The organism is Deltaproteobacteria bacterium (genome assembly GCA_016874775.1).
In the GTDB taxonomy this organism is placed as follows: Bacteria; Desulfobacterota; Binatia; order Bin18; family Bin18; genus VGTJ01.
Map to the genome: position 1 here is coordinate 45,176 of VGTJ01000001.1, position 24,953 is coordinate 70,128.

A 24,953-nucleotide genomic window follows, 5' to 3' on the forward strand; every position below is an offset into this window, starting at 1 on the left:
TTCAGTGTGCTTACTCGACCAGTTCATCTAACTGCACCAAAATCCCATCCGGATCGACCACGAAGGCACTATTGAAGTTACCATCCGGAGTTTTCGTCACTGATGGTGGGACGACAAACTCCACGCCCTTAGCTTTAAGTTCGTCGTAGACTTTGGGCAGATTCTCAACCCAGAAGGCAAAGTGATGAATACCAATCTGATCAAGTTTGATCGGTTCGCCACTGACAGGTTTATCGTTGTGCTCAGAGAGTACTAAGAACGCTTCGTCTCTGCCGCGTTTCCAATAGAGTGTCGCGACGCGCCGCTCTTCATGACTGTCCTTATACACGGCAGGCAGCACGGTGCCTTTGGTTTTTTGCACTTCATCACGTACGACCTGAAAGCCAAGCTTATCGCGATAGAAGGCGAGTGACTTATCCATGTTGCGAACGCCGATGGCAATGTGAGAAACACCTTTGGTTACCATAATGAGCCCTCCTTCTTTGTAAGCGGTCAGCAATTAGCGTTCAGCTATCAGCTTTTTAGAAAACTATCAGCCTTCAGCTGTCAGCCTCCAGCTGAAACTTCTATTCTATCTTTGCTGGCTGACCGCTGGGCGCTGATAGCTGATAGCTTCTATCCTTTGTCACTAATGTCGTGCGGCTGCAACCGCTGGGTTGTCAATGATCGCTTGGTTGGCGGCTTTGCCTTGTTTACTTTGGTGTTCGTAGCCTAACACGGGGATGAGGACTAACCCACCGATAACTTCACCAATACCGAGCGCAACGAAGCCCCAAAAGAACGTGCCACTTTGGTCGTACAAATAACCCAACAACAGCGGGCCCATAACGCCACCAAGCCCACCAGCTAAGCCCCCGACGATACCGATTGCCGTGCCGAACACGTGGCCCGGAATGAGATCAAAGACCAGCACGACGAAGCCATTTACTGCCGCGGCGTTGAGAAACAAGGCGAGGCTCATGAACGTAATGGTCGCAGTGGCGCTTTCACTCATTCCCATGGCGACGAGGGCAGGTAAGGTGAACACTGCCGCCACCAGAGAAACGAAGCTGCGACGATAGCCACGGTCACCAAGACCACCAGCGACGTACATCCCCGCGAACGCTGCCAGGTATGGAATGATGAGATAAATCCCACTCTTCATAATGGTGAAGCCACGTTCTTTGACCAGATACCCTGGGAACCAACTCATCGCCGTGAAGTAGACGCCAACACCAAAGAAGGCAGAAATCGTCAGTAACCAAAATGCCGGGATTCCTGAGAGGATTGTCATCCGTTCGCGAAACGACAGCGAAGCAGCAGTATCACCGTGCGCATTGGCAGTAGCTGGTTCTGATGCGAATGCCTCTCGCACTTCCGCTTTCTCACTTTCTGAGACCCAGGGATGTTCAAGCGGAGTATCGCGCATGACGACGGCAAACAGCACCATGACGCCGAGTGTCATAATGCCGACGATGACAAACATCATCCGCCAGTCCCACAAGTTGATGATCCAACCGACCAGTGGCATGCCGAACGCCACACCAAGATAGGCAAAACCGATGAAGATGCCGTAGGCGCGACCGCGCTCGGCGGGTAATAACCAGTTGTTTTGTAGTTTGTGATTGATGTTGACCGTGACGCCTTCGGTCAGGCCAAAGAGCAAGCGCACGACGGCAAACTGCCACAATGTCGAGCATGCTCCCGTGAGTGCAGTGAGAACGCTCCAGCCCAGAATCATCCAGGACGCGAAGTTGCGTAAGGGAATCCGATCGGAGACAAGACCACCAAAAAAATGGCCAAACAGAAACCCCCAGTAGTAGATGCTCAGAATAACGCCTGTCTGCATGCCATCGAACTTCAGCTCGTCCATGATCCGCGGCGCGGCTAAGGAGATATTGACGCGGTCAAGCACGAGGAAGAATGAAACCACCCATAAGACGCTAATGACGAGCAACCGCGTACCATGCATGGAGACCCCTCCTTAGTTAGGCTCACGTTCGGATGGCAAACTGGCAGGCGCACTCTAGCGAGGTGTATTCTGCTTGACAACGGTGTAGGGTGGGAACGTAGAACGTGGTGCGTGGTACGTGAAAGCTTGGGCCGAGAGGCTAGGGGCTCGGGGCTTGTTTTCACGCACCACGTAACACGCAACATCTGCAATTAAGGAATAAACTATGACCACCACCGGATTCAAAGCTGAAGGCATTCAATGGAACTTAGGGGAACTTTACACCAGCCCAGATGATCCACGTATCGAAGCTGATCTTACCGAAGCACGGCGACAAGCCGAAGCATTCGCGCAAAAGTACCGCGGCAAGCTGGCTGATAAACAACTTGATGGCGTAGCGCTGGCGCAAGCATTGCGAGAATATGAAGCGCTGGCTGAAGTCGAACACCGTCCATCGTTCTATGCCAATCTGTTTTTTGCCGCGGATACGCAAAATCCTAAGGCGCAGCAGCTGGTGCAACGCACTCGCGAAGCCGCCACGGAAACCAGCAACCTGCTCATCTTTTTCTCGCTCGAGGTGATCGCTCTCGATGATGAATATGTCGCTCAGCTTGTTGCTGCACCAGCAATGGCGGACTATCTGCACTACGTTGAAGCTTTACGGCGGTTTAAGCCACATACGTTGAGTGAGAAAGAAGAGCAGGCGATCAATCAGAAAAATCTCACCGGACGTCACGCCTTTGAACAACTCTATGAAGAACTGACTGGTTCACTGCGGTTCAAACTGCGGGTCGATGGTGAAGAGAAAGACTTGACCGACGGTGAAGTGATGGCGTTATTACGATCTCCGGACCGAGAGCTGCGCGAACGTGCGTTTACCACGTTTCTCGATACCCATGCTCAGCATTCACTGGTCATCACGTCGGTGTTCAACAATATTTTTCTGGACCACAAAGTTGATTGTGAGATGCGGCAGTATGATGATGTCGTGCTGCCGACACACCTCTCCAATGAGATTGCGCCGCAGACAGTGGAAGCGATGATGCAAGCGGTCGAACGCCATTATCCACTGGCGCAAGAATATTTCCGTATCAAGGCACGCTTGCTTGGGCTCGATACACTCAAGAACACCGATGTGTATGCACCAATTGAGGCGAACGAAGAGAAGCTGACGTTTGCCCAAGCACAAGAAATGATTCTGACGGCGTTTGGGAAATTCAGCGAGCCGTTTGCAGCCATTGCCAATGACTTTTTCAGTAAACGCTGGATCGATGCCGAAGTGCGGCCTGGGAAGCGGGGAGGGGCGTTCTGCGCGGCCTTTACCCCTCAACATCATCCGTATGTGTTGTGTAGCTTCAACGGCACTGGTCGTGATGTGTCAACCATCGCGCATGAATTAGGTCATGGCATCCATTATTCTCTGGCGCGCAAGCAACGCTTGGTGAATTACGATGCGCCATTGGTACTGGCCGAAACCGCCTCTGTGTTTGCTGAGATCGTACTTACTAAACACTTGTTAGCTGAAACGTCCAGTAAAGAAGCCAAACGTGCAATCCTGTGTGAGTTACTGGAAGAAATGTACGGCACGGTTTTCCGCCAGACCGCGTTGACCCGTTTTGAGATGGCTGGACATCACCAACGTCGCTCAGGGCAACTGACCGCAGACGATATTTGTGAGTTATGGTTACAAGAGCAACGCAAAGTATTTGGCGATGGCATTGAACTGATTCCCGCCTATCGTTGGGGATGGACGTATATCTCGCATTTCATTCACAGCCGGTTCTATTGTTACTCGTACTCGTTTGGTGAGTTGCTGACCTTGGCATTGTTCCAACGTTACCTTGAGGAAGGTGAGTCATTCGTTCCAGGCTACATGCAACTGCTTGAAAGTGGCGGTTCGCAACGACCTGAAGTCGCACTGGGGAAACTTGGCATCGACATCAACCAGCCCGAGTTCTGGGATCGTGGGTTTAGCGTGGTTGAGGGGTTTCTAGGAGATTTGCGGGCAACGCTCTGACAACAGTAGTCAGTCTTTAATTCAATTAAAGGAGACCCTATGGCTGAACCAGCCCTGTTGTATGAAAAACGTGATGGCATCGCCTATCTCACCATCAATCGCCCTGACAAACGTAACTCGTTTAGCCCGGAAGTGCTGTGCCGCATGGCCGACGCCTGGCAAGATTATGCGGCGGATGACTCACTGCGTGTGGCCATCATTACCGGCGCGGGTGATCTTGCCTTCAGTGCAGGTGCGGATTTGGGTCGACTGACGCCATTAACCTCCGGCGCACGTAAGCCGGAAGATGAATGGGATCACCGGTTGTTGGCCCATCCTGAACTCGGTCAGCAGGCAACCTTGCGCGGTATGGCGATGTATAAGCCGGTCATTGCGGCGATCAATGGTTTTTGTTTGGCCGGTGGCTGTGAGTTGATTCAAGCGACGGATATTCGTATCGCCGCTGAGAAGGCAACCTTTGCCTTGACCGAAGTGAAGTGGTCACTCATGCCGTTTGCTGGTTCGATGACACGACTGCCACGACAAATTCCCTACTGCAAAGCCATGGAAATCATGCTGGTGGGCGATACCTTCGATGCGCAAGAAGCGTATCGCATCGGTCTGGTGAATTACGTCCTGCCAGCGAATCAGGTGATGGCAAAAGCCGAAGAATTGGCCCGCAAGATTACTGAGAACGGCCCACTCGCAGTGCGCAGAATTAAACAGGTCGTGCTCAATGCCCTCGGTCTACCGCTCGACGAAGGGTTCAAGCTCGAAAATGCCGCAGCGAAAGAGATCTTAGCGACGGACGACGCAAAAGAAGGTCCTCGGGCATTCATGGAAAAGCGAAAGCCGAAGTACACGGGGAAGTAGGACTCCTCAGTCAGAAAATGTTGAGCAGGCATATAGGAATCCTCAATGAAATGGCAACAAGCAAATACAGACCACCCTTCGACAAGCTCAGGGTGTACGGGAGAGATACGGAAACGCTTGAACATTATCCGTTCGTGCTGAGCCTGTCGAAGCATGAACCGCATTCATACGGCACCTCACATTTAGGAGCCCTATAGTAACCAGCATCGTAGTGGAGAGTTAAGAGTTAAGAATGGAGGAAAAGAGGGCTCAGCTCTTTCTCAGTTCTTTTTCTGACTCTTCACGCTTCACTCTTAATTCTTCACTGACTTCCTATTGTTTACTTGTTGTCTGTAACGCCAACTCATCGAGCAATGTCTTGGCTGCCTGTAAGTCGGCAGTGTCGAACCCTTCAGTAAACCATGCGTACACTTCAGATAACATCCTGTGTGTTTCAGCCAGAGCTGGCAGTTGCGCAGATGATGGTGCGTGAGTCGTGTTGCGTGATGTCCGCTCATCTACTTGATGTTGTCGCAACCTCGCGAGACTCATCACGGCGCGCAACTCTAGCGATTTGGCGTGCTGTTGTTGAGCGATAGCGATAGCTTTGAGGAAACACTCCTCCACCTCCCGCATCACCCCATTGGGGGCTAGAGACTTGAGACTAGGGGCTTGTGGGGAAAAACCAGTCTCTAACCTCCAGCCTCTAGCCTCCGCGAGCGTTAGCTCGCCCTTGAGCCGATACAACTCCGCTTCATAAAACCGTTCGCCGGTGCTGTCTGCGATCTTCAGTGCTTCTTCCAATAATGACAATCCTTCTACGGCCTGTCCGACTTTGCCATCGGCTTCGGCTAGCATGGCCAAATACTGGGTGCGCTCGGATTCAGAACCGATCGCGCGCAATGCGTCGAGGCCTTCATGGATTCGTGCGATCCCGGCCTCATCTTGGTCTCGCTCTGTGAGTGCCCAGCCGGAAAACAACGTGCCGACCGCTGTCCACAGCGGAAAGCCGTATTCTCGCGACAAGGTTAAGATATCGTTCGCCCGTTCCTGCACAAGTTGTTCTTCGCGTTGAAAGCGATGAAACTGAGCTGAGAGTCCCAACGCTGTTGTATGCACGTGTGGATGAGAGACTTCATGGGCAAGCGTCAGAGCCGCATTGTTCCGTTGGCGGGCTTGATCGGGATAGCCACGAAACCACAGCGTCCAGGCGGCAAAGGCGCGTGAGGCGACACCAGGATCATCGCCGTAGAGCAACGCAATCGTACGGTGTCGTTGCACATCATAAAGGGCGATGCTCTGGTGAGATGTTCCTGAGCTGTAACGAGATCGCCGAGCAGAAACAGTACGTAGCCAAGCATGCCGTGTGCGCCCATGAGTAACGTTTGGTCGTGGGCATGTTGCGCGAGCTGTAGCAGTTGGTTAGCCAATTCTCGTGCGATAGCGAATTGTCCGCGGACAACGTAGTGGCGATAGAGCCCTGCCAGCGCGGGAAAGAGGGGTGGGGTAACCCCGATTTCTTGACATAACGTTCGGGCCTCAGCATACACAGCTTCCACCTCGGGTGCGGCGTGGCCTTTGGCTGTGACTAACGAGCCGCCAAGAATGAGCCGTAAAGACAGCTCTTGCTGTTTCCGTTCTTGGCAGTCAGGGAGATGAGTCAGTAACGACAAGGCTTTGGTGAAGTGCAGGATTGCTTCTTGGTGCGCATGGCGTCGAGTTGCGTTCCTGCCTGCTTGCCACCGATGGTGCAGCGCGCGAGGATAATCCCGTCCTTGCTCGAAACGTATGGCCAGTTCGGTTGCGATTTCTCGTGCCCGGCTTCCATACGCGGCTTCGAGTTGTTCGCCGATACGTTGATGTTGGATGATGCGTTGGCGTGCTGTGAGACGCTCAGCGAGAACTTGCTGATGCAAGACATGGAAGAAGCGATAACGGGAAGTGACCATGCCATTGGGCCACTCTTCGGTGCCTTTGCGTTGGAGAAACAGGGACTGACGTACGAGTCCCTCACAGCTGGCTTCTACTGCATCGATGTCCTCGCTCGCGCCTGCGGCAACTGCGGCAGCGGAAAACTCTCTTCCGATGATGCTTGCCGTTTGCAGTATGCGTTGCGCACTGTCGCTGACCTGGTCAATCTGATGCTCGATGAAGGCATGGAGACCACCGGGAATATCGAGATATTGCACCGTTTGCTGGAAACTCCAGTCACCGCCGCGACCGTCATTCACTTCTCGTGACACAATATAGTCCACTAAACTGACCATAAACAGCGGGTTGCCCTCTGTACGTTGATGAATCATCTGGGCGAATTGTTGGAGTCCAGACTGCACGGCGGGTGCAGCGATAGGGAGACGCGTGGTGATGTAGTCTGCAACCGCAGCGAGTGAGAGCGGCTTGATGACCAGCTCTTCGCAATAGTGGTGAACCTGGAGATCGTACTTCAACGATTTTAGTGGATGGTTATGCTGTTCTACATCGCTCAGGCGATAGGTCGCGATGATGAGGAGCCGCGCAGGCTGCGGACGACGTGCGACATACGACAGGAGATCAAGGGTGGCGCTGTCACTCCAGTGAAGATCGGCAAAATGAAACACGAGTGTCTGTTGCTCGGTCAGTGCTTCCAACGCTTCAGCCAGTTCTCGCAGCATCCGTTCTTTTGTGGAGCTGAGCACACGGGGGCGCAGCGCTTCGAGTGTTTCGTTGGTCACGACGCTCGGCATCTGCGCGAGCCAGGTCGGTGCGTTCCGACTCAGCGTGTCAACGATGTGTTCATGATCTGGTGCGCGGCAGAGTTGCGTCAATGCTTCCAGCACTGGCATGTACGGCTCGCCTTCACCAAACTGCGCCAGGCAGTGGCCGCGCGAAATAGCAACGTCCGCGTGGCCCGTCAATCGTTCTAGAAATGTTTCCACGACCGTGGTCTTACCGATCCCTGCTTCGCCAGTAACGAACACTATCTGGCGTCTCCCAGTTTTGGCAGCACCTAACCAAGAGTGAAGTTGTGTCAGTTCTGCGTTGCGGCCAACGAGACTGGAGGCGAGAGACTTGTAGGTTTGCAGGAGGGGGAGGGAGGACCAGCCCCAAGCCTCTAGCCTCCAGCCCCAAGGTGGGCGGCGTGGAGGTGGCAAGCGGAGCGATAAACTGATACCCGCGTCGATGCACGGTCTCAATAAACTGTGGAGCCTTTGCCTGGTCAGCTAAAGCTTCACGAATTTCGCGAATGCAAACTTTCAGGACAGCAGCACTCACACGAACATCCGGCCACAGCGCTGCGAAGAGTTCCTCTTTGGTGACTAACTGACCAGCGCGTCCGACGAGATAACACAATACTGAGAAGGTTTTGGGTTTAAGCGAGAGTTTTTCAGTGTCACGCCACAGATGCGCGTTGGCCACATCGAGACGAAACGCCCCAAAGCTGACGGTGTGGGTATCAATCATGTGCTTACCAAAAATTTACCGTACGTTTACCGTAAACTTACCGTAATTATTCGATTTTTTCCATCTTCTGGAAGGTGTGAGCCGTAAACCCTCATGTGAGCAGGAGGAGAAAAATGACAAACGAAAAGTGCCGGTCCCTGAAAAAGGTTGGTCGTGCTCCACCGTAGGCCCTCATCACGCGGCTATACATATAGGAACAACGACAACAAACACAATTTAGGAGTAACCCTCATGAGCATCAAGATACCACAGGCAAAAACCGACGAACCCTATTCTCTCAACCCACAACTGTATGGAGGACATATCATGAAGACATTAGCAGCATCTCTAGACTCACAATTCTTAGGAGAACTCTCTATGAAAGTGAAAGCTTGTCTGCTCGGTTTCATTCTCGCTCTATTCACTGTTTCCCCCGTCCTTGCCGCGGCTGACTACGAAGACTGGTGGCTCTGCGCCAACGAATGCGCGCCTAGCGATTCCGCCTGTGTCGATAAGTGTACTGACGACTACAATAAGACGCATGCTACTCCCTATCCGGCGGACCTCTGCATTCAGGTATTGACCGATACTGGCTTTTTGACGGCAAAGACGGGATTAGAACGCGCCTCGCATGTGAAAGGACTAAAGCTCAAACGTGGGACAACTGAGGGGGTTGCGTGTGATGGGAAACCCGGCCTCGTCACTCCGTGCCCAGCCGGTTCGGTGCCGACTCCGTTCCAGATGCCAGTGTACGATAACGCTGGACTCTTTGTGACATGTTACAAGACCATCTCAGTCTGTGTCCCGGCAACCCTAGAACCTGCGAAATAGATACTCCCTAGCTCCTCCTCGTCTTGCTGAGTGCCACTGTCCATATCCGAGAGGTCGAAGACAACCACAGGTCAGTAACTGCCTGTGGTTGTTTGTCTGTTGTTGGTCTGACTTCTCCCCGCCAAGAGGGTAGTCTGCAGAACGCCATCTAAGGTCCTGTTTTCTCTTGTAAATGAGGACTTGTCTTCGGAGTAGGTATCTCCTATAGGGATGAGTCTGGCAAAATAGACAACATAGCAGGAATTCCTTCCAAGGACTCCTCTAATAAGGACTACAAGATCATTAAGCTATCTGAACGTTCAGCTCTCGATATTCAGGTGGAGGTGCGAGCGAGTACGTTGCATGTAACGAGTCGGCGTCGCTGGCCTGCAATGATGCGCAACTTCGTGGTGACTATGATATGGGGATGCGTAGGGCTGTTGAGCTTTGCGGCTCGCGCTGCTGCTGAACCGAGCCTCACTGCTAGTCCTGGCACGCTCGCTAGCGGCGGAACTGTGACAGTAACCTGGAGTGACATCACGAACCCCACGAGCCGTGACTGGATCGGATTGTATCGTCTGGGATGGGCGGATACGGCCTACTTATCCTTTCAGTATGTCAATTGCAGCCAAACTCCCGGTGCTACCCCGCGGGCCAGCGGCTCGTGCACCTTCGGACTCGGCGGCTCTGGTAACTACGAATTCCGTTACTTCCGTAATAATGGGTTTATCAAGGTGGTTACGAGTAATCCGGTGACCGTAGGAGCAACCGGGACGCTGCCGACGGTGAGTATTCAAGCGACGACGGCGACGGCAGCAGAAGGGGGAGCAGCCGGGCAGTTCACCGTGAGTCGGACGGGCAGTACGACGAGCGCATTGACGGTGAACTACACGGTCGGCGGGACGGCGAGCAGTGGTGGTGATTATCAAGCTCTGAGTGGGAGTGTGACGATCCCAGCCGGGCAGACGACGGCGGTGATTGCGGTGACCCCGGTGGATGATACGGCAGTGGAGAGCAATGAGACGGTGGTGGCGACACTGAGCGCGAATGCTGCGTACACGGTGGGGACACCGGCGAGTGCGACGGTGACGATCACGGACAACGATGTGGGCAGTGGGCCAACGCTGACGGCAAGTCCGGCTACGATCCCGGTGGGTGGCGCAGTAACTGTGAGTTGGAGTGGCGTGACGAATCCCAGTGAACGCGACTGGATTGGGGTGTACCAGCCTGGCCTACCAAATACCGGCTATTTGGCCTGGAAATATGTCAGTTGCTCGCAGACGCCAGGAGTGCCGCGGGCGTCAGGGTCGTGCACCTTCTTCCCCGCACCCGTCGGCATCTATGAATTCCGCTATCTGCGCAATGATAGCTATACGAGCATCGCTACCAGTAATACGGTCCATGCGAGCGCAGTAACCGTGCCTAGCGGATTTAACCAGTCAATTTATGTCAATACGCTCATCGCGCCAACCGCGATGGCCTTTGCGCCTGATGGGCGGCTGTTTATCGCCGAGCAAAGTGGTCGAATACGTATCGTTACCGCGGATGGTACGCTGCTACCAACCCCCTTTGTTGATCTCGCTCCCCAGATTAGTACCGGCAGCGAGCGTGGGCTCCTTGGGATTGCGGTTGATCCCAACAGTACCCCTCTCTATGTCTATGTTTACTACACAGCCAGCGTGCCAGCGCCCCACATTCGGATCAGTCGCCTGGTTGCCAGTAGTAACCAGGTCAACCTGAGCAGTGAAGAGATCTTTCTTGAACTTGACAACGTCGTTGCCGGGAACCTGAATGGTGGTGGATTGCATTTCGGCAGTGATGGCAAGCTGTATATTGCCACTGGGGAGAACTCTAGCCCCAATCTCTCGCAGATGTTGATTAGCACCTTGGGCAAGATACTGCGGGTCAACCCTAATCCGGCGAGCTTTATTCCAGCGGACAACCCGTTCGTGGCGCAAACGACCGGGAGAAATCAGGCCATCTATGCGCTTGGTCTCCGCAACCCCTTTACCTTTGCGGTCCATCCAGCCAACGGCAGAATCTTTGTCAACGATGTCGGGCGCTTGGATTTTGAGGAGGTGAACGAAATTGGGCGGGGGCTGAACTATGGCTGGCCGTTGTGCGAAGGACCGTGTAACGACGTGCGTTTCACCAATCCCGTCTATGCCTATGACCACGCGCAGGGGTGTGCGGTGACCGGCGGAGTGTTTGATGATCCCCGCGTAGCCCAACTGCCGTCTGTGTATGAGGGGAATTACTTCTTTGCAGATTGTTGCAATGGCTGGATTCGCCGACTAGATCCGGCCAATGGGAACACTGTAAGTGATTTTTCTTCGGGCTATGGGCGCATCGTCGATCTAGACTTTGGACCTGACGGAGCGCTCTATGTCCTCGACGCGAATTATTACGATGGTGGTGCACTTCTGCGCACCGTGTATCAACCGACCAACCAACCGCCCAGCATTACGTTACACCCGGCGAATGGGCGTGTCGGGATAGGACAGGCGGCCACCTTTACGGTTAGTGCGTTGGGCACACCTCCATTGACCTATCAGTGGCAGAAAAACGGTAGTGATATTCCGGGGGCGACGACAGCCTCGTATCTCACGCCCAGTGCTATCCTGGCTGACAATGGCGCAACCTTCCGTTGTCGCGTGACGAATGCATTTGGGACTGCCACCAGCAATGCTGCCACACTCACTGTGATCGGACAGGCGCCATCAGCTTCCATTGTGCTGCCTGCACTTGGGACGTTGTATACGGCTGGGCAACCAGTGAATTTCTCTGGGCAGGCGTCAGACCCCGAAGATGGCGTATTACCGCCGTCAGCTTTTACCTGGGATGTGGATTTCCATCACGACGACACTGGTGAGCATGTTCACCCTGCCGATCCGCCGGTGAGCGGCATTGTCAGTGGGTCATTCACCCCGCCGACCAATGAGGAAGCCTCAGCGAACGTGTGGTATCGGATAATCTTGACCGTGAGAGATTCCGATGATTTGACGTTTACGACGTATAGCGATGTTTATCCGCGTACCGCGTTGATAAGCTTGGCCACGAACGTACCGGGGCTACAGCTGACGCTTGGTGGGACTCCGGTGACGGTGCCACACGCAGTGCTTGCAGTGGTTGGGCACGAGCATACGTTAAGTGCACCCCTCACACAGACGATCAATGGGCTGACGTATATATTCACCGGCTGGTCCGATGGTGGTGCGGCAACGCATACCATTACGACGCCAGAGACCGATACGACGTACACTGCTAACTACCAACTGCAGTGAGGTGGAGAGGGGGCGCTTTTGTAAATCCTGTCTGATGTGTGCCATTCCTAAAGTTTGGGTTTAGCAATGGCACACATCGGCCTTTCCAGGTTTCGCCAAGAGGATCACATCATCGCCGCACCAAATTGCATCGCGAGCGCCATATCACCCGTAACTTTGATAATCCCGCCCATGAAAGCCATCTGTGGATTGATCTCGCCACGGGCCATCTTTTGCGCATCTTCGGCTTTCATTGACATCACTGTTTGTGGTTTCTCGGGGTGCTCGCCGTCACCAAAATGAATAAGAAAACTATGCTCGCCGCCTTCAGGGATGTTGGTGAAGGTGAACTGCAACAGCCCTTTGAGTTTCTGTAAGCGCTCGAAGCGTGATTTGGTCAGTTCACCTTGATTGTTTTTGCCTCCAGGACCGAACAGACCAGAATCCGTTGCTAACGATGCCGCCCAATCGAAGTAGGCACGTGATTGGTACACGGTCATCACTGGCGGAAACGCGGCCTCTTGCTCGGCGCGCATTTCCCCGCTCTTCACATTGAGACACCAGGTGCCGCCCCCGTCACCTTCGACGACGATGCGAACTGTGCCCTGCGCGGTTTGTCGTTCCTGAATTTGTTGCTGAATGGTGAGGATTTGTCGTTGCAGATCATCGATACGGCGACGAAACTGCGGCGCGATTTTCTCGCTGAAGAATACCTCTGGAGTAATCGGCGTCGTTTTGTTCTCTGCCATGCGTGTCTCCTTGAGACTGTTTAATGAAGAGCATCGTGCATAATCGCAATCGCTTGGTCAATTTCACTCGTCGAAATAATCAGCGGTGGTGCGAGACGGACAACCGTATCGCGGTGCAATGTCCATCCTAGAATGAGACCCGCAGCGAAACAATGCTGAACAAAGTGTTTGGTGGCTTCTGGTGAGGCGAAGTCCATGCCGATCATTAATCCGCGACCACGAACATTGGTGAACTCCCCGTGCCCGACGAGCGAGCGAAGCTGAGACAGTAGTTCTTGTCCTTTTTCCTGCGCTCGCTGCGGAAGATTCGTCTCTAACATAAAGTTCAACGACGCGAGACCGGCGGCACAGCACACCGGGTGACCGCCAAAAGTTGTGACATGAGCGAGTGGAGGATCAGTGGAGAGGGTGGCCATAATTTCAGGCGTGCTCATAAAAGCGCCAAGCGGCATGCCGCCGCCGAGGGCCTTTGCCAATACCATAATATCTGGCGTTATTTGCCAATGCTCAGCCGCGAACATTTTTCCGGTGCGACTGAAGCCAGTGATCACTTCGTCGAAGATCAGGAGTGCGCCGACGTCATCACAACGACGCCGGAGGGTAGGAAGAAAGTCGTCATCAGGAATGCGCACGCCACCTTCACCTTGAATTGGCTCGATAAGCACTGCGGCAATCGTCTCATCAATGCTATCGAGTGCAGTTGTGACGTTAAATGGTAGAAACGTGACGTCTGGCAGAAGCGGCTCAAACGGCTCACGGTAGAGTGGGTTGCCACCGACGGATAACGAGCCGAACGTATCACCATGAAAGCTACCAAAGAAACTGACGAAACCTGAGCGGCCAGTATATTTGCGCGCAGTTTTCAGTGCCCCTTCGATGGCTTCAGTGCCACTGTTGGTGAAATAGGTCACAGACAGTGGCGATGGAGCGACCTCAGCCAATCGTTGTGCAAGTCGCACTTGTGGTTCCTGCACGTACTCGCCATAGACCATCGCATGCAGGTAACGCTCGGCCTGTTCCTTGATCGCGTTTATAACTGCCGGATGCGTATGGCCGATACTGGCGACACCGATGCCAGAGAGAAAATCGAGATACTCCGTGCCATTTTTATCGACGACCACACAGCCGTGCGCACGGGCGACTTCGATACCCATTGGTTCGGGGGAGGTTTGGCAGACATAGCGAAAAAATGCTTCTCGCGAAGTAGGCATAGGAAAAAAATACGTGAGTCGAGCAAGAAGCACTAGTCCTGCCGTCATTCCAGCGAAGGATGGAGGCTCTCAGTTTTTGAATTGCTGGAGAAAAATAGAGTCTTTATCAGCACAGATGGTGGGGAGAATTTTACCTCTTTAGGCAATAGACTTTTTGATGCGGATGACTTGAAAATTGATCCACAGAATCCGAATAGGCTCTATGCTGTTAAAGCAGGGAGTGGAGTGTACGTGTACGAAAAACAGTAGGGGGAGAGGTGGAAGTGATGGATCGTCTTGTGGGTTGGGTAATACGTATCTCGTGAAGTCATTGTACTTTTTCTCAAGCGTAGTCTGAGGTAAGGCTGCAGGCTGTTCCCAGCAAATTTAGTGACTGCGCCGGAAACGCTTTGCTTATTCCGGCCTACCTTTTGCGCACTTCACGTTGATAGTGAGCGAGCGCTCTGCTGAAGCAAATCCAAATACCACCAGTGTGAAGGTGAGGCGTTCGCGCGTTGGCGGAGTTCCGGCATGGGAGCGATTTCAGCGAGCCGAGTCAGTGCGATGGGAGTGGCAGTTAGCAGACGGGCGTCTGCTTCTTCCGACTGTCGCTGTTGATCGAAGGAAAGGTCAGCTTCTTTCTCCGCCAGAGTACTACGAGTGGTAAGAAGGTCGAGCCATGATCAGACAGACGCTCGGATTTCGGAATTGGTATGGCCCGGTCAATATGCCGAACAATATCCAAGTCTGTCAATAAACTGGAGTCGGGTGGGTCATGGCTCGCCCGACTATGTCTGTGTCTAAGCGTGCCGGAGTTGCACTTCCCTTCTGTGTCCCGCACACTGGTTAAGTCTCTAAGTTGGAGGTTGATATGACAACAGCTCAATCTGATGAGAGTGGGATGCAGCCGATGATTTTACACACGCGGCCAACGCTCGATATGAACGACGAACTTTTTTTCGATTTCTGTCGAACCAATCGCGAATGGCGGATCGAACGGACTGCGGACGGAGAGGTGCAAATCATGCCACCAACCGGATGGGAAACTGGCACGTATAACTCTCGCCTCACTGCCTTCGTCACAATGTGGGCGCTACAAGAGGGGACTGGAGTCGCGACTGACTCTTCCACCGGCTTCACTCTGCCGAATGGAGCGATTCGCTCGCCTGATGTCGCATGGGTAAAGCGCTCACGACTTGTCACACTCACGCCGGGACAAAAGCAGCGGTTTCTTCCTCTTTGCCCTGACTTTGTCATTGAGCTGCGCTCTGCTTCTGACCATTTGCGGACGTTGCAAAACAAAATGCAAGAATACGTGGATAATGGAGCGCAGTTGGGATGGTTGTTCGATGCACCGAATCGACGCGTCTACGTTTATCGACCCGGCAAAGCGGTCGAGTGCTTGGAAAATCCTGCGACGATCTTGGGAGGTCCCGAACTGCCGGGTCTTGAGATTGACGTGGCGAAAATTTGGACGTCGGATTTTTAGACCTTTGCCGGCTGCTCCGCACCTTCACTCTCTGTTTCTTCCCTCATCTCTAGTAATACCGGCACGCGCAACCAAAACCACAGCGCAGCAAAGAGGCACCCGACACCAGTCAAACCGACAGTCATTGGCGCGCCGATATGATGGGTGAGCCAGCCTGCCAGCAAACTCGCCAACGGTGGCGTGCCCATGAACATCATCAGGAACAAACTCATCACGCGTCCGCGTAGACGATTGGGTGTGAGCGTTTGTAACATTGTGTTCGCTGCCGCCATCGGCACCATGAAGCCAGAACCAATCAGCGGCAACAGCAGCATGGAGAGCCAGAAGTTACGAGAGAGCGAGAACAAAATCATACCGATACCAAAGCGAATCAACGCGAAAGTAATGAAGCGCCCCATCTCTTCGGTGTTCCGTTGCCGCGCAAGAAACATGACGCCTACAACTGCGCCTGCTCCGGCTGCACCTAATAGGAGACCCATTGCATCTGGCCCACCATGAAGAACATCCTTGGCGAAAATCGGCATCAGCACGGTGTACGGCGTACTGAGCAAGCTGATGAGGCCAATAAGCGTTAACAGCAGGCGGATGGCTGGCGTGTGAAACGCGTACGACATGCCTTCACGAATGAAGCTAGAGACCGATGACGTCATTGCGCGAGCTGTGCTTGATGGCACCTGCATGGCCATGAACCCGCCAATGATAGCGAGATAGCAAATGCCATTGACGGTGAAGCACATCCCTTCGTCAAATTTGGCGACCAGCAACCCGGCGATCGCCGGACCAATAATACGGGCGACATTGACTAAGGCTGAGTTGAGCGCAATCGCACTGGTTAAATCGTCTTTACCAACAATTTCTTGCAGGAAGGCTTGCCGTGCTGGCATTTCAAATGTCTGTAAAGTCCCCGCTACCAGCGCCAGGAGGAACACTTGCCACACGGTGATGAGCTGGTGTGAGGTTAACGCGCCGAGGATAAACGCTTGGACCATGAAGAGGATTTGTGTGTAGAGACAAATTTTGTAGCGACTAAAACGATCGGCGACGACGCCACCAAAGGGCCCCAGCACAACAGCGGGAATCTGTCCGGCGAACGCGACGAGACCGAGCATGAGCGAGGACTGTGACAAGCGATAGACAAGCCATCCTTGCGCCATGCCTTGCATCCAGTAGCCAGTGCGAGAAACGAGTTGTCCAGCAAAAAAGAGACAAAAATTGCGATGACGAAGCGCGCGCAGCGCGTACGGGAGGCGACGCCCTTCCCCTGCGGCGTCTGATTCAGGTGATGTTGGCATTGGCTGAACCTATCGTTCGTGGCACGTGTCTGTCAATGAAACGTTGCTTTGCTTGCTGTCGCCGGTGGTTTGCATTAAAAGCCTATTCGAATAATAACAGCCGTTGCACGTTGTCATTCTGAGCGAGGCGAAGAATCTTTTCTCCAGCGCGGAAGGGAGATGTTTCACGGCGCTCAAAACGGCATGGATGCAACCATTGTTGGAAGAAGCGCAAAGACGAGAGCATAGTTCACAAAAGGAGGACCACTCATGAATGTAGGTATTTTGATTCCGGCAACGGCAACGACGGGCGATTTAGCAGAAATCGCCCGTCAAGTTGAAGCGAACGGGTTTGATTCGATCTGGATTCCTGAACATCCTGTGATTCCGTTTGGCTACAAAACCTCCGTGCCTGGCGGTGGCCAACTGCCAGAGCATTACAATCGGTGGCATGATCCGTTTATTGCGCTGACGGTCGCTGCGACTGCGACGAAAAAAATCAAGCTCGCAACCGGCATCTGTTTGCTGCCTGAGCGTGAACCGTTGATGACAGCCAAAGTGATTGCCAGTTTGGATTGTTATTCTGGTGGGCGGACGTTGCTTGGCGTCGGTGCCGGCTGGTTGAAAGAAGAAACAGAAGTAATGGGCACGAGCTTCCGGGTGCGGTGGAAACGATTACGTGAAACGGTCGAGGCGATGCGGGTCTGTTGGACGCAGGCTGAACCGAAGTATGAAGGAGAACTGGTCCGGTTCCCAGCGGTGCATTGTGAACCGAAGCCGATGCAGAAATCTGGTCCGCCTGTGTTGCTCGGTGCGCATGGACCGAAAGCGGCGGAACGCATTGCTCGTTTTGGTGATGGCTTGTGTCCACTCGTGGACAGCCCGGTGACACTGAAAAATGTGTACGTCGATCCGGCAAGAAAATTGGCACGTGAGGCCGGACGCAATTCCGACAGCTGGCAAATCTCCCCCTTTGTCGATGCCGAAAACGGCAATTTGTCGGAGGAGAAGCTGAAACAGTATCGCGATGCGGGAGCAACACGACTTGTGATGTTCTCTCAGCCGATGGCGACAGAGATCGCCAATGGCAAAGGACTGGAGTGGATTAAACGGACCACTGCTATTGTTGAGCGGGCGCAGAAGGTGTGACGTAAGCAGGGGCGCAGCATGCTGCGCCCCTACGTGTTACTTCTTGAGCACCGCTGTCAGCTCATTGCCAGCTACACACGGCAAATTGAACGCCGTTGCTACCCCAGGATGCGCAACTTGCCCTTGAATCGTATTCAACCCCCGCCGCAATGCAGCATTGGGTTGCAACGCTGACACTCCCTTATCGGCTAATTCCAATGCGTACGACAGCGTCACATTGGTCAACGCATACGTGGAAGTATGTGGTACGATCGCCGGCATGTTGGTAACGCAATAGTGCACCACACCTTCGTCTATATAGATAGGATTATGGTGTGCAGTGGGACGCGAGGTTTCTGCACTTCCGCCTTGATCGATCGAAATATCAACGAATGCCGCACCGGGTTTCATCCCGCGAAAGAGCGTGCGAGAGAGAAGCTTTGGGGCACGGGCACCGGGAACTAAAATCGAACTGATGACCAAGTCGGCAGAGAGGGCTTCTTCCTCAATGTTTGCACGGTTTGACATCACCGTCGTGACATGTCCACCAAGAATATCATGAACATACCGTAGGCGAGCCGGGTTAACATCAAGAATGCTGACCCGAGCGCCAATCCCTACCGCGACCTGACATGTACTCGTTCCAGCAATACCTGCCCCAATAATCACTACATGTGCAGGTTTGACTCCCGCCGCTCCGCTGAGCAACACGCCACGGCCTCCGTTCGTAGCTTGGAGGCTCCACGCTCCTACTTGAATCGCCAAACGCCCGGCGACTTCACTCATTGGCGCGAGCAAGGGTAAGGAACCATCGTCGAGTTGGATCGTTTCGTACGCTACTCCGGTGACGCGTTTCTCCAATAGCGTACGGGTGAGCGTTTCATCCGCAGCAAGATGAAGATAGGTAAAGACGATCAGTCTAGGACGCAGCAGCGGATACTCCGCTGGGAGTGGTTCTTTGACTTTCAGTACCATGTCGGCTTGTTCCCACACCTCTTTGGCGGTGGGGAGGATCGTGGCTCCGGCAGTCTGATAAAGATCATCCGGGATACTACTGCCATGCCCAGCGTTGTGTTCGATCAACACGTGATGACCGTGCGTGGCTAGTGCGGCAACGCCACTGGGAGTGATCGCTACGCGAGTTTCTTCAGCTTTGATTTCTTTTGGAATTCCGATGCGCATATTTGTTATTATAATAGTTCCCTTTGCAGTGAGGAAGCGAATTGCGTATCTTGATTAGATTATGACTGAAACCACCGGAACCCTCCTCGATGGAAAAGCGGTAGCACAGACCGTACGGCAAACTGTTAAAGTTGGAGTTGCGCAGTTTCTTGACCGACATGGATATGTCCCAGGCTTAGCGACCGTGTTGGTCGGTGATGATCCAGCCTCGCGTGTATACGTCAGTACAAAGGAAAAGGCATGCCAGGAAGTTGGCATTCGTTCTTGTCCACATCGACTTCCTGCCTCAACCGCAGCGAAGGAAGTGCTACAACTCATCAATGAATTGAACCAATGTCGCGACGTGCACGGTATTTTAGTGCAGTTGCCGTTGCCTGCACATTTGGATCAGCGGGCTCTCATTTTGGCGCTGGCTCCGGAGAAAGATGTTGATGGCCTCCACCCGTTCAATCAAGGGCGACTGGTGTTAGGGGAAGATGCGTTACGTCCCTGTACACCACTCGGAGTAATGCGGCTCATTGAACATACGGGTATGTCACTGACGGGAAAAAAAGCTATTGTCATTGGGCGCAGTATGTTGGTCGGCAAGCCTGTGGCACTGATGCTCCTTGAACAAAATGCGACAGTGACCTGTTGCCACTCAAAAACTGTCGATCTTGCTGGGGAAGTGCGAGCTGCTGATGTCGTCGTTGCCGCGATCGGACAACCGGAGGCGATCAAGGGAGATTGGATCAAGCCAGGGGCGGTGGTGATTGATGTAGGAATCTCGCGTATGACTGACAATAAACTCAGAGGGGACGTGGAATTTACTGTGGCGAAAGAACGTGCCTCGTTTATCACGCCCGTTCCTGGTGGAGTTGGACCGATGACCGTTGCGATGTTACTCGCGAATACGTTGAAGGCCACGGAGAGAATAAGTAGTCAGCATTCACAGTAGTCAGTAGGAAAAGAAGGGCATCCGTAGGCAGAGTAGAGGAAGGAGCATTGATCATGAGCACTATTTTATGCTGGCTACTGGCTACCGACTACTGGCTACTCTGAGGTTTGTATGCCCAAACGCACTCCTCTCTACGATACTCATCGATCTCTTGGGGCTCGCGTGATCGAGTTCGGCGGCTGGGATATGCCGGTGCAATACAGTGGCATCCTTGCCGAGCATCACGCTGTACGGACCAAGGCTGGTCTGTTTGATCTGAGCCATATGGGTGAGATTGAGGTCAGTGGGCCTCATGCACTTGAGGCGTTGCAAGAACTGGTTGTGACAGATGTTGCTCGTGTCCAACTGGGCCAAGCGCAATACGCGCTGATGTGTTATCCTGACGGTGGCATTGTCGATGACATTATCATTTATCGCCAGGCTGAAGATCGCTTCTTTGTTTGCGTGAACGCTGCCAATATCGACAAAGACTTTGCGTGGATGACAGAACATAATCGCCTCAAGGCGGTGATGGTTGATCACAGTGACGAATATGCTCTTATTGCTGTCCAGGGACCAATGGCTGTCGCGATCGTGCAACGCTTGACTTCGCTCAATCTGGCACAGATCAAACGCTATTGGTTTGCAATGGGAGAAGTCGCCGGAGTGCAGGCTCTGGTTGCGCGCACTGGTTACACTGGAGAAGACGGATTTGAGTTGTTTGTTGCTGCTGACCAAGCCGTGAAAGTATGGAACGCGTGTCTGGAAGCGGGCCAGTCTGACGGTCTTTTGCCGATTGGCTTGGGTGCGCGAGACACATTGCGCCTCGAAGCCGCGTATATGTTGTACGGCAATGATATCGATGCGCAAACGACTCCTTTAGAAGCAGGGCTACAGCGACTTGTCAGGTTTGAAAAACCTGCGTTTCTCGGACGGGACGCGCTGTCGCAGCAACAGTCGACGGGAATAGGCAAACAATTTGTTGGTTTGAGCATGGATGAAGCTGGTATTCCTCGACATGGGTACTCGTTGTGGCACGATGGCCAGCGCGTTGGGGTAGTGACGAGCGGGACACAGTCCCCCTCGCTTGGCGTTGGCATTGCGCTAGGGTACGTTCCTCCTGCGGGCGCTGCGGTGGGAACGTCACTAACAGTGGAGATCCGTGGTCGACAGGTACGAGCGCATATCGTAACACGACCATTTTATCGCAAGGGATGAGTAGACGGAGGTGGCTATGGAATTCCCCAAAGGGCTGCGATACTCGCAGGAACATGAGTGGGTTGCGGTAGACGGTGATATTGCGACCATTGGCATTACGGATTATGCGCAGGAGCAACTCGGTGATGTGGTCTATGTCGAGTTGCCTGCGGTTGGCAAAGCCCTCAACAAAGCTGATACGTTAGGGGTTATCGAGTCGGTGAAAGCGGTGTCTGACATCTACGCTCCAGTGGGCGGAACCGTGACCGAAATAAATGCAGATCTCCCCAACGCTCCAGAAACTGTCAATGCAGATCCCTATGGCAAGGCGTGGGTGGTGCGCTTACGTCTGAGCAATCCGCAAGAAGTGAACGAACTGATGGATGCCGCGGCATATGAAAAATTTGTTGCGGAAGCGTAGTGATTAACCAGGAAAGTATGGATAACCTGAGGACCGTCATTCCCGCGAAAGCGGGAATCTAGGATAATTAACCTCTAGCCTTGACTTGAAGTTCCTGGATGCCCGCCTTCGCGGGCATGACGGGCGAGTTCTCCTCAAATTTCATTAGACAAACTCCCAGACTTTTTAGACTCCCGGACTCTTCGACTTTATTTATGCGTTACATTCCCCATACTGACAGTGATATTGCGTTCATGCTGGCAACAATCGGTGCGGGCTCAGTTGCTGACTTATTTGCGCACCTGCCTGAAGCTCTCCGTTCACAAGCAGCGATCGATTTGCCGCTTGGCTTATCTGAAGCCGGAGTGCGATCTCGCTTAACGGAACTGGCAGCGACAAACCGTGTCAGTCCCGAGACCGTCGCGTTTCTTGGAGCAGGAGCCTACCCGCACTTCGTTCCTGTAGTGGTCGACCAGATCATTCAACGTTCTGAATTCGCCACTGCCTATACGCCCTACCAACCTGAAGTGAGCCAGGGAACGCTACAGACGATTTTCGAGTTTCAGTCACTGGTTGCGATGTTGTTCGGTTTAGACGTTGCCAATGCCAGTATGTATGATGGTGCGTCGGCGACTGCAGAAGCTGTGTTGATGACCAAACGCCTGCTGCCACAACGGACGACAGTGCTCGTGGCGCGCTCGCTCCATCCGCAATATCGGCAAGTGATTCAGACCTATCTTGATGGCGTATCTGGCTTACAGATTGTCGAGATCCCGTGGGGAGCAGATGGACGGGTGGATCTCTCTCAATTGTCACGCCATTTAGATAACACCGTCTGTGGTGTCCTTGTCGGCTATCCCAATGTGTTTGGTGTGGTTGAAGATGTTGCCGCTATTAGTGAGGCGGCCCATAAAGCTGGCGCACTGATGGCAACGTCAACTGCTGAGGCGCTTGCGTTAGGATTGCTCAAATCTCCAGGTGAACTGGACGTCGATATTGCTGTCGCCGAAGGGCAGAGCTTCGGCATTCCGGTGTCATATGGTGGCCCTGGGGTCGGACTCTTTGCGTGTCGTGAACGTTTCTTGCGGAGTATGCCGGGACGCCTGGCCGGTGAAACCGTCGATCATGATGGGCGCCGCGGTTTTGTCTTGACACTCTCCACGCGTGAACAACATATTCGTCGCGAGAAAGCGACTTCCAACATTTGTACGAACCAGGGGCTCTGCTCGTTGGCAGCAACTGTCTATCTCTGTCTCATGGGAAAACAGGGACTGCGAGAGCTTGCCGAACGGAATGTCAAGAAAAGCCACTATGCGTGCGACTTGTTGACGCAAACCGCCAATTACCAACAGCAATTCTCTGCACCCTTCTTTAACGAATTCGTGGTGAACGTGCCGAATGCGCGTGCCACATGGCAGCGATTACAGGGGCAAGGGATTGTTGCCGGAGTGGTGCTTGAAGATTGGTACCCTGAATTGAAAGACTGTTTGCTATTGTGCGTGACGGAGATGCATACTCGTGGTGAGATTGAACAGTTAGCAGATGAACTGAAACGTAATGCGTAAAACGTAATACGTAACCGCCTCTCGTCCCCTCTTACGAATTACGGATGACGTGCAATTTGTGACAACAGCAATGAAAAAAAGAACATTACTGGACGAATCTCTCATCTTCGAACGTAGCTCACCAGGCCGTGTCGGTTACTCATTGCCAGAAGACGACCTGCCAGAAAGGCAACTCTTACAGGATGTTCCTGTTGATCTGTGCCGTACCGCGCTTGCGGATTTTCCTGAAGTCAGTGAAGGTGAAATCGTTCGCCATTTTACGCGCTTGTCGCAGTGGAATCTGAGCGCGGCGACGACGCTGTACCCGCTGGGCTCGTGCACCATGAAATATAACCCTATCGTCAATGAGTTAGTCGCACGGTTCGCTGGATTGGCCCAACTCCATCCTTTGGTGCCAGATGAGTTCGCCCAGGGAGCGCTTGCCTTGCTGTACGATCTTCAGCACCGCCTTGCCGAAGTCAGTGGTATGGATGCGATAAGTCTGCAGCCTGCAGCCGGTGCCCAGGGTGAACTGACGGGTATGAAGTTAATCCGCGCACATCATGTCGAGCAGGGGCGACCACGCAAGAAAGTCCTCATTCCTGGGAGTGCGCACGGTACGAATCCAGCCTCAGCCGCATTGTGTGGCTATACAGTGACAGAAGTTCCGACTGGGGTAGGTGGCATGCTTGAAGCAGCGACTGTCGCGAAGCATGTTGATGATGAAGTTGCAGCACTGATGGTGACAAATCCGAATACACTCGGCTTGTTTGAGCGCGAGATCGTGCAGACTTGTGAAGTGCTGCATGCGCGGGGCGCATTGGTGTACATGGACGGCGCCAACCTGAATGCGCTCATGGGTGTAGCGAAACCCGGTCATATGGGCGCAGATGTTATCCAGTTTAATCTGCACAAAACGTTCTCCACGCCACATGGCGGTGGTGGACCTGGGGCTGGTCCTGTCGGGGTCAAAAAGATTCTGGAACCATACTTGCCAAATCCACGGGTGGTGAAAGAACGTGGGCAGTATCGATGGAGCAATGACTTTCCTCGATCGATTGGCAAGGTTCGGTCATTCTACGGCAACTTTGGTATTCTCGTTCGTGCCTATGCGTACATCCTGGCCATGGGAAGCGATGGACTGACTCAGGCAACGCACATGGCTGTGCTCAATGCGAATTATCTGCGTAAACGCCTCGAACACGAATTCACCATTGCCGAAGCGACGCCGTGTATGCATGAATGCGTGTTCTCTGACCGTTCATTTACGCACTCGGGGGTGAAGACGCTAGATATCGCCAAACGTCTCCTCGACTATGGCTTCTATGCGCCCACGATCTATTTCCCACTGGTTGTGAGTGGTGCGTTGATGATTGAGCCGACCGAGACTGAGAGCAAAGAAGCACTCGATGAATTTGCTGACGCACTGCTCGCCATTGCGCAAGAGATCAAAGACAACCCTGATACACTCAAGAACGCGCCGTTACTCACTCCCGTCAGCCGCCTCGACGAAACCCGCGCTGCACGGCATCCGGTGCTGCGGTGGCGGAAAGAACCAATGAAAAATTAAAAATGAAGAATGAAGAATTGGAAAAGGGAAAAGTACTGCTCTCTTT

The 24,953-nt window shown here is 53.3% G+C and carries 19 protein-coding genes; 11 read left to right on the top strand and 8 right to left on the bottom strand.

Features of this window, described 5'->3' with window-relative positions:
- Window positions 1–10: 10 nt before the first annotated feature.
- The gene (locus tag FJ147_00220) at window positions 11–466 is read right to left on the bottom strand and encodes a VOC family protein (GenBank protein ID MBM4254303.1); all 456 of its coding nucleotides are present in this window, start codon (window positions 464–466) and stop codon (window positions 11–13) included.
- Between the two features lie 162 nt (window positions 467–628).
- Complete coding sequence (locus tag FJ147_00225) at window positions 629–1,951, bottom strand: MFS transporter (protein MBM4254304.1); 1,323 nt, start codon at window positions 1,949–1,951, stop codon at window positions 629–631.
- Window positions 1,952–2,156: 205 nt separating this feature from the next.
- Here FJ147_00225 and FJ147_00230 point away from each other — a divergent pair, with 205 nt between their 5' ends.
- Together FJ147_00230 and FJ147_00235 are read left to right on the top strand one after the other, a co-directional pair.
- The gene (locus FJ147_00230) at window positions 2,157–3,947 is read left to right on the top strand and encodes a M3 family oligoendopeptidase (GenBank protein MBM4254305.1); all 1,791 of its coding nucleotides are present in this window, start codon (window positions 2,157–2,159) and stop codon (window positions 3,945–3,947) included.
- A gap of 39 nt (window positions 3,948–3,986) precedes the next feature.
- Window positions 3,987–4,799 carry a crotonase/enoyl-CoA hydratase family protein gene (locus FJ147_00235; GenBank protein ID MBM4254306.1) on the top strand — a complete coding sequence of 271 codons (813 nt, stop codon included), beginning with the start codon at window positions 3,987–3,989 and terminating at the stop codon, window positions 4,797–4,799.
- Between the two features lie 1,127 nt (window positions 4,800–5,926).
- On the opposite strand, the gene FJ147_00240 is transcribed toward FJ147_00235, so the two are convergent.
- Both FJ147_00240 and FJ147_00245 read right to left on the bottom strand, forming a co-directional pair.
- Window positions 5,927–7,978 (bottom strand): hypothetical protein, encoded by a 2,052-nt coding sequence (locus FJ147_00240; GenBank protein ID MBM4254307.1) that lies wholly within the window; start codon window positions 7,976–7,978, stop codon window positions 5,927–5,929.
- Window positions 7,704–8,219: a hypothetical protein gene (locus FJ147_00245; protein ID MBM4254308.1), complete on the bottom strand. Its 516-nt coding sequence runs from the start codon at window positions 8,217–8,219 to the stop codon at window positions 7,704–7,706. The genes FJ147_00240 and FJ147_00245 overlap by 275 nt, the downstream gene beginning before the upstream one ends.
- A gap of 231 nt (window positions 8,220–8,450) precedes the next feature.
- Between FJ147_00245 and FJ147_00250 the strand changes: the two genes are divergently transcribed.
- Window positions 8,451–9,029 carry a hypothetical protein gene (locus FJ147_00250; GenBank protein ID MBM4254309.1) on the top strand — a complete coding sequence of 193 codons (579 nt, stop codon included), beginning with the start codon at window positions 8,451–8,453 and terminating at the stop codon, window positions 9,027–9,029.
- 371 nt (window positions 9,030–9,400) lie between these two features.
- On the top strand, window positions 9,401–12,292 hold the full coding sequence (locus FJ147_00255) for a hypothetical protein (GenBank protein ID MBM4254310.1): 2,892 nt from the start codon (window positions 9,401–9,403) through the stop codon (window positions 12,290–12,292).
- 104 nt (window positions 12,293–12,396) lie between these two features.
- On the opposite strand, the gene FJ147_00260 is transcribed toward FJ147_00255, so the two are convergent.
- Window positions 12,397–13,020 (bottom strand): SCP2 sterol-binding domain-containing protein, encoded by a 624-nt coding sequence (locus FJ147_00260; GenBank protein MBM4254311.1) that lies wholly within the window; start codon window positions 13,018–13,020, stop codon window positions 12,397–12,399.
- Window positions 13,021–13,040: 20 nt separating this feature from the next.
- Window positions 13,041–14,231 carry an aspartate aminotransferase family protein gene (locus tag FJ147_00265; protein MBM4254312.1) on the bottom strand — a complete coding sequence of 397 codons (1,191 nt, stop codon included), beginning with the start codon at window positions 14,229–14,231 and terminating at the stop codon, window positions 13,041–13,043.
- 919 nt (window positions 14,232–15,150) lie between these two features.
- On the opposite strand from FJ147_00265, the gene FJ147_00270 reads away from it, so the two are divergent.
- Window positions 15,151–15,699: a Uma2 family endonuclease gene (locus FJ147_00270; protein MBM4254313.1), complete on the top strand. Its 549-nt coding sequence runs from the start codon at window positions 15,151–15,153 to the stop codon at window positions 15,697–15,699.
- On the opposite strand, the gene FJ147_00275 is transcribed toward FJ147_00270, so the two are convergent.
- Window positions 15,696–16,991 (bottom strand): MFS transporter, encoded by a 1,296-nt coding sequence (locus FJ147_00275; protein MBM4254314.1) that lies wholly within the window; start codon window positions 16,989–16,991, stop codon window positions 15,696–15,698. The two genes, FJ147_00270 and FJ147_00275, sit on opposite strands and share 4 nt — an antisense overlap.
- A 249-nt stretch (window positions 16,992–17,240) precedes the next feature.
- On the opposite strand from FJ147_00275, the gene FJ147_00280 reads away from it, so the two are divergent.
- On the top strand, window positions 17,241–18,119 hold the full coding sequence (locus tag FJ147_00280; protein MBM4254315.1) for an LLM class F420-dependent oxidoreductase: 879 nt from the start codon (window positions 17,241–17,243) through the stop codon (window positions 18,117–18,119).
- Window positions 18,120–18,155: 36 nt separating this feature from the next.
- On the opposite strand, the gene ald is transcribed toward FJ147_00280, so the two are convergent.
- The gene (gene ald / locus FJ147_00285) at window positions 18,156–19,280 is read right to left on the bottom strand and encodes an alanine dehydrogenase (protein ID MBM4254316.1); all 1,125 of its coding nucleotides are present in this window, start codon (window positions 19,278–19,280) and stop codon (window positions 18,156–18,158) included.
- A 61-nt stretch (window positions 19,281–19,341) separates the two neighbouring features.
- Between ald and folD the strand changes: the two genes are divergently transcribed.
- The 5 genes from folD (at window position 19,342) to FJ147_00310 (ending at window position 24,907) form a co-directional block, all read left to right on the top strand.
- Window positions 19,342–20,217: a bifunctional methylenetetrahydrofolate dehydrogenase/methenyltetrahydrofolate cyclohydrolase FolD gene (gene folD, locus FJ147_00290; GenBank protein ID MBM4254317.1), complete on the top strand. Its 876-nt coding sequence runs from the start codon at window positions 19,342–19,344 to the stop codon at window positions 20,215–20,217.
- 111 nt (window positions 20,218–20,328) lie between these two features.
- Window positions 20,329–21,414, top strand: a complete 1,086-nt coding sequence (gene gcvT, locus FJ147_00295; protein ID MBM4254318.1) for a glycine cleavage system aminomethyltransferase GcvT — start codon at window positions 20,329–20,331, stop codon at window positions 21,412–21,414.
- 16 nt (window positions 21,415–21,430) lie between these two features.
- Window positions 21,431–21,814, top strand: coding sequence for a glycine cleavage system protein GcvH (gene gcvH / locus FJ147_00300; protein MBM4254319.1), 384 nt, complete (start codon window positions 21,431–21,433; stop codon window positions 21,812–21,814).
- 194 nt (window positions 21,815–22,008) lie between these two features.
- Complete coding sequence (locus tag FJ147_00305; protein ID MBM4254320.1) at window positions 22,009–23,358, top strand: aminomethyl-transferring glycine dehydrogenase subunit GcvPA; 1,350 nt, start codon at window positions 22,009–22,011, stop codon at window positions 23,356–23,358.
- A gap of 70 nt (window positions 23,359–23,428) precedes the next feature.
- A complete protein-coding gene (locus FJ147_00310; protein MBM4254321.1) occupies window positions 23,429–24,907 on the top strand; it encodes a glycine dehydrogenase subunit 2 in 1,479 nt (492 codons plus the stop codon).
- Window positions 24,908–24,953 lie beyond the last annotated feature (46 nt).

Coding starts and splice junctions, on each gene's coding strand:
- FJ147_00220 (MBM4254303.1), bottom strand. CDS start 466: ATGGTAACCAAAGGTGTTTCTCACATTGCCATCGGCGTTCGCAACATG.
- FJ147_00225 (MBM4254304.1), bottom strand. CDS start 1,951: ATGCATGGTACGCGGTTGCTCGTCATTAGCGTCTTATGGGTGGTTTCA.
- FJ147_00230 (MBM4254305.1), top strand. CDS start 2,157: ATGACCACCACCGGATTCAAAGCTGAAGGCATTCAATGGAACTTAGGG.
- FJ147_00235 (MBM4254306.1), top strand. CDS start 3,987: ATGGCTGAACCAGCCCTGTTGTATGAAAAACGTGATGGCATCGCCTAT.
- FJ147_00245 (MBM4254308.1), bottom strand. CDS start 8,219: ATGATTGATACCCACACCGTCAGCTTTGGGGCGTTTCGTCTCGATGTG.
- FJ147_00250 (MBM4254309.1), top strand. CDS start 8,451: ATGAGCATCAAGATACCACAGGCAAAAACCGACGAACCCTATTCTCTC.
- FJ147_00255 (MBM4254310.1), top strand. CDS start 9,401: ATGATGCGCAACTTCGTGGTGACTATGATATGGGGATGCGTAGGGCTG.
- FJ147_00260 (MBM4254311.1), bottom strand. CDS start 13,020: ATGGCAGAGAACAAAACGACGCCGATTACTCCAGAGGTATTCTTCAGC.
- FJ147_00265 (MBM4254312.1), bottom strand. CDS start 14,231: ATGCCTACTTCGCGAGAAGCATTTTTTCGCTATGTCTGCCAAACCTCC.
- FJ147_00270 (MBM4254313.1), top strand. CDS start 15,151: ATGAACGACGAACTTTTTTTCGATTTCTGTCGAACCAATCGCGAATGG.
- FJ147_00275 (MBM4254314.1), bottom strand. CDS start 16,991: ATGCCAACATCACCTGAATCAGACGCCGCAGGGGAAGGGCGTCGCCTC.
- FJ147_00280 (MBM4254315.1), top strand. CDS start 17,241: ATGAATGTAGGTATTTTGATTCCGGCAACGGCAACGACGGGCGATTTA.
- ald (MBM4254316.1), bottom strand. CDS start 19,280: ATGCGCATCGGAATTCCAAAAGAAATCAAAGCTGAAGAAACTCGCGTA.
- folD (MBM4254317.1), top strand. CDS start 19,342: ATGACTGAAACCACCGGAACCCTCCTCGATGGAAAAGCGGTAGCACAG.
- gcvT (MBM4254318.1), top strand. CDS start 20,329: ATGCCCAAACGCACTCCTCTCTACGATACTCATCGATCTCTTGGGGCT.
- gcvH (MBM4254319.1), top strand. CDS start 21,431: ATGGAATTCCCCAAAGGGCTGCGATACTCGCAGGAACATGAGTGGGTT.
- FJ147_00305 (MBM4254320.1), top strand. CDS start 22,009: ATGCGTTACATTCCCCATACTGACAGTGATATTGCGTTCATGCTGGCA.
- FJ147_00310 (MBM4254321.1), top strand. CDS start 23,429: ATGAAAAAAAGAACATTACTGGACGAATCTCTCATCTTCGAACGTAGC.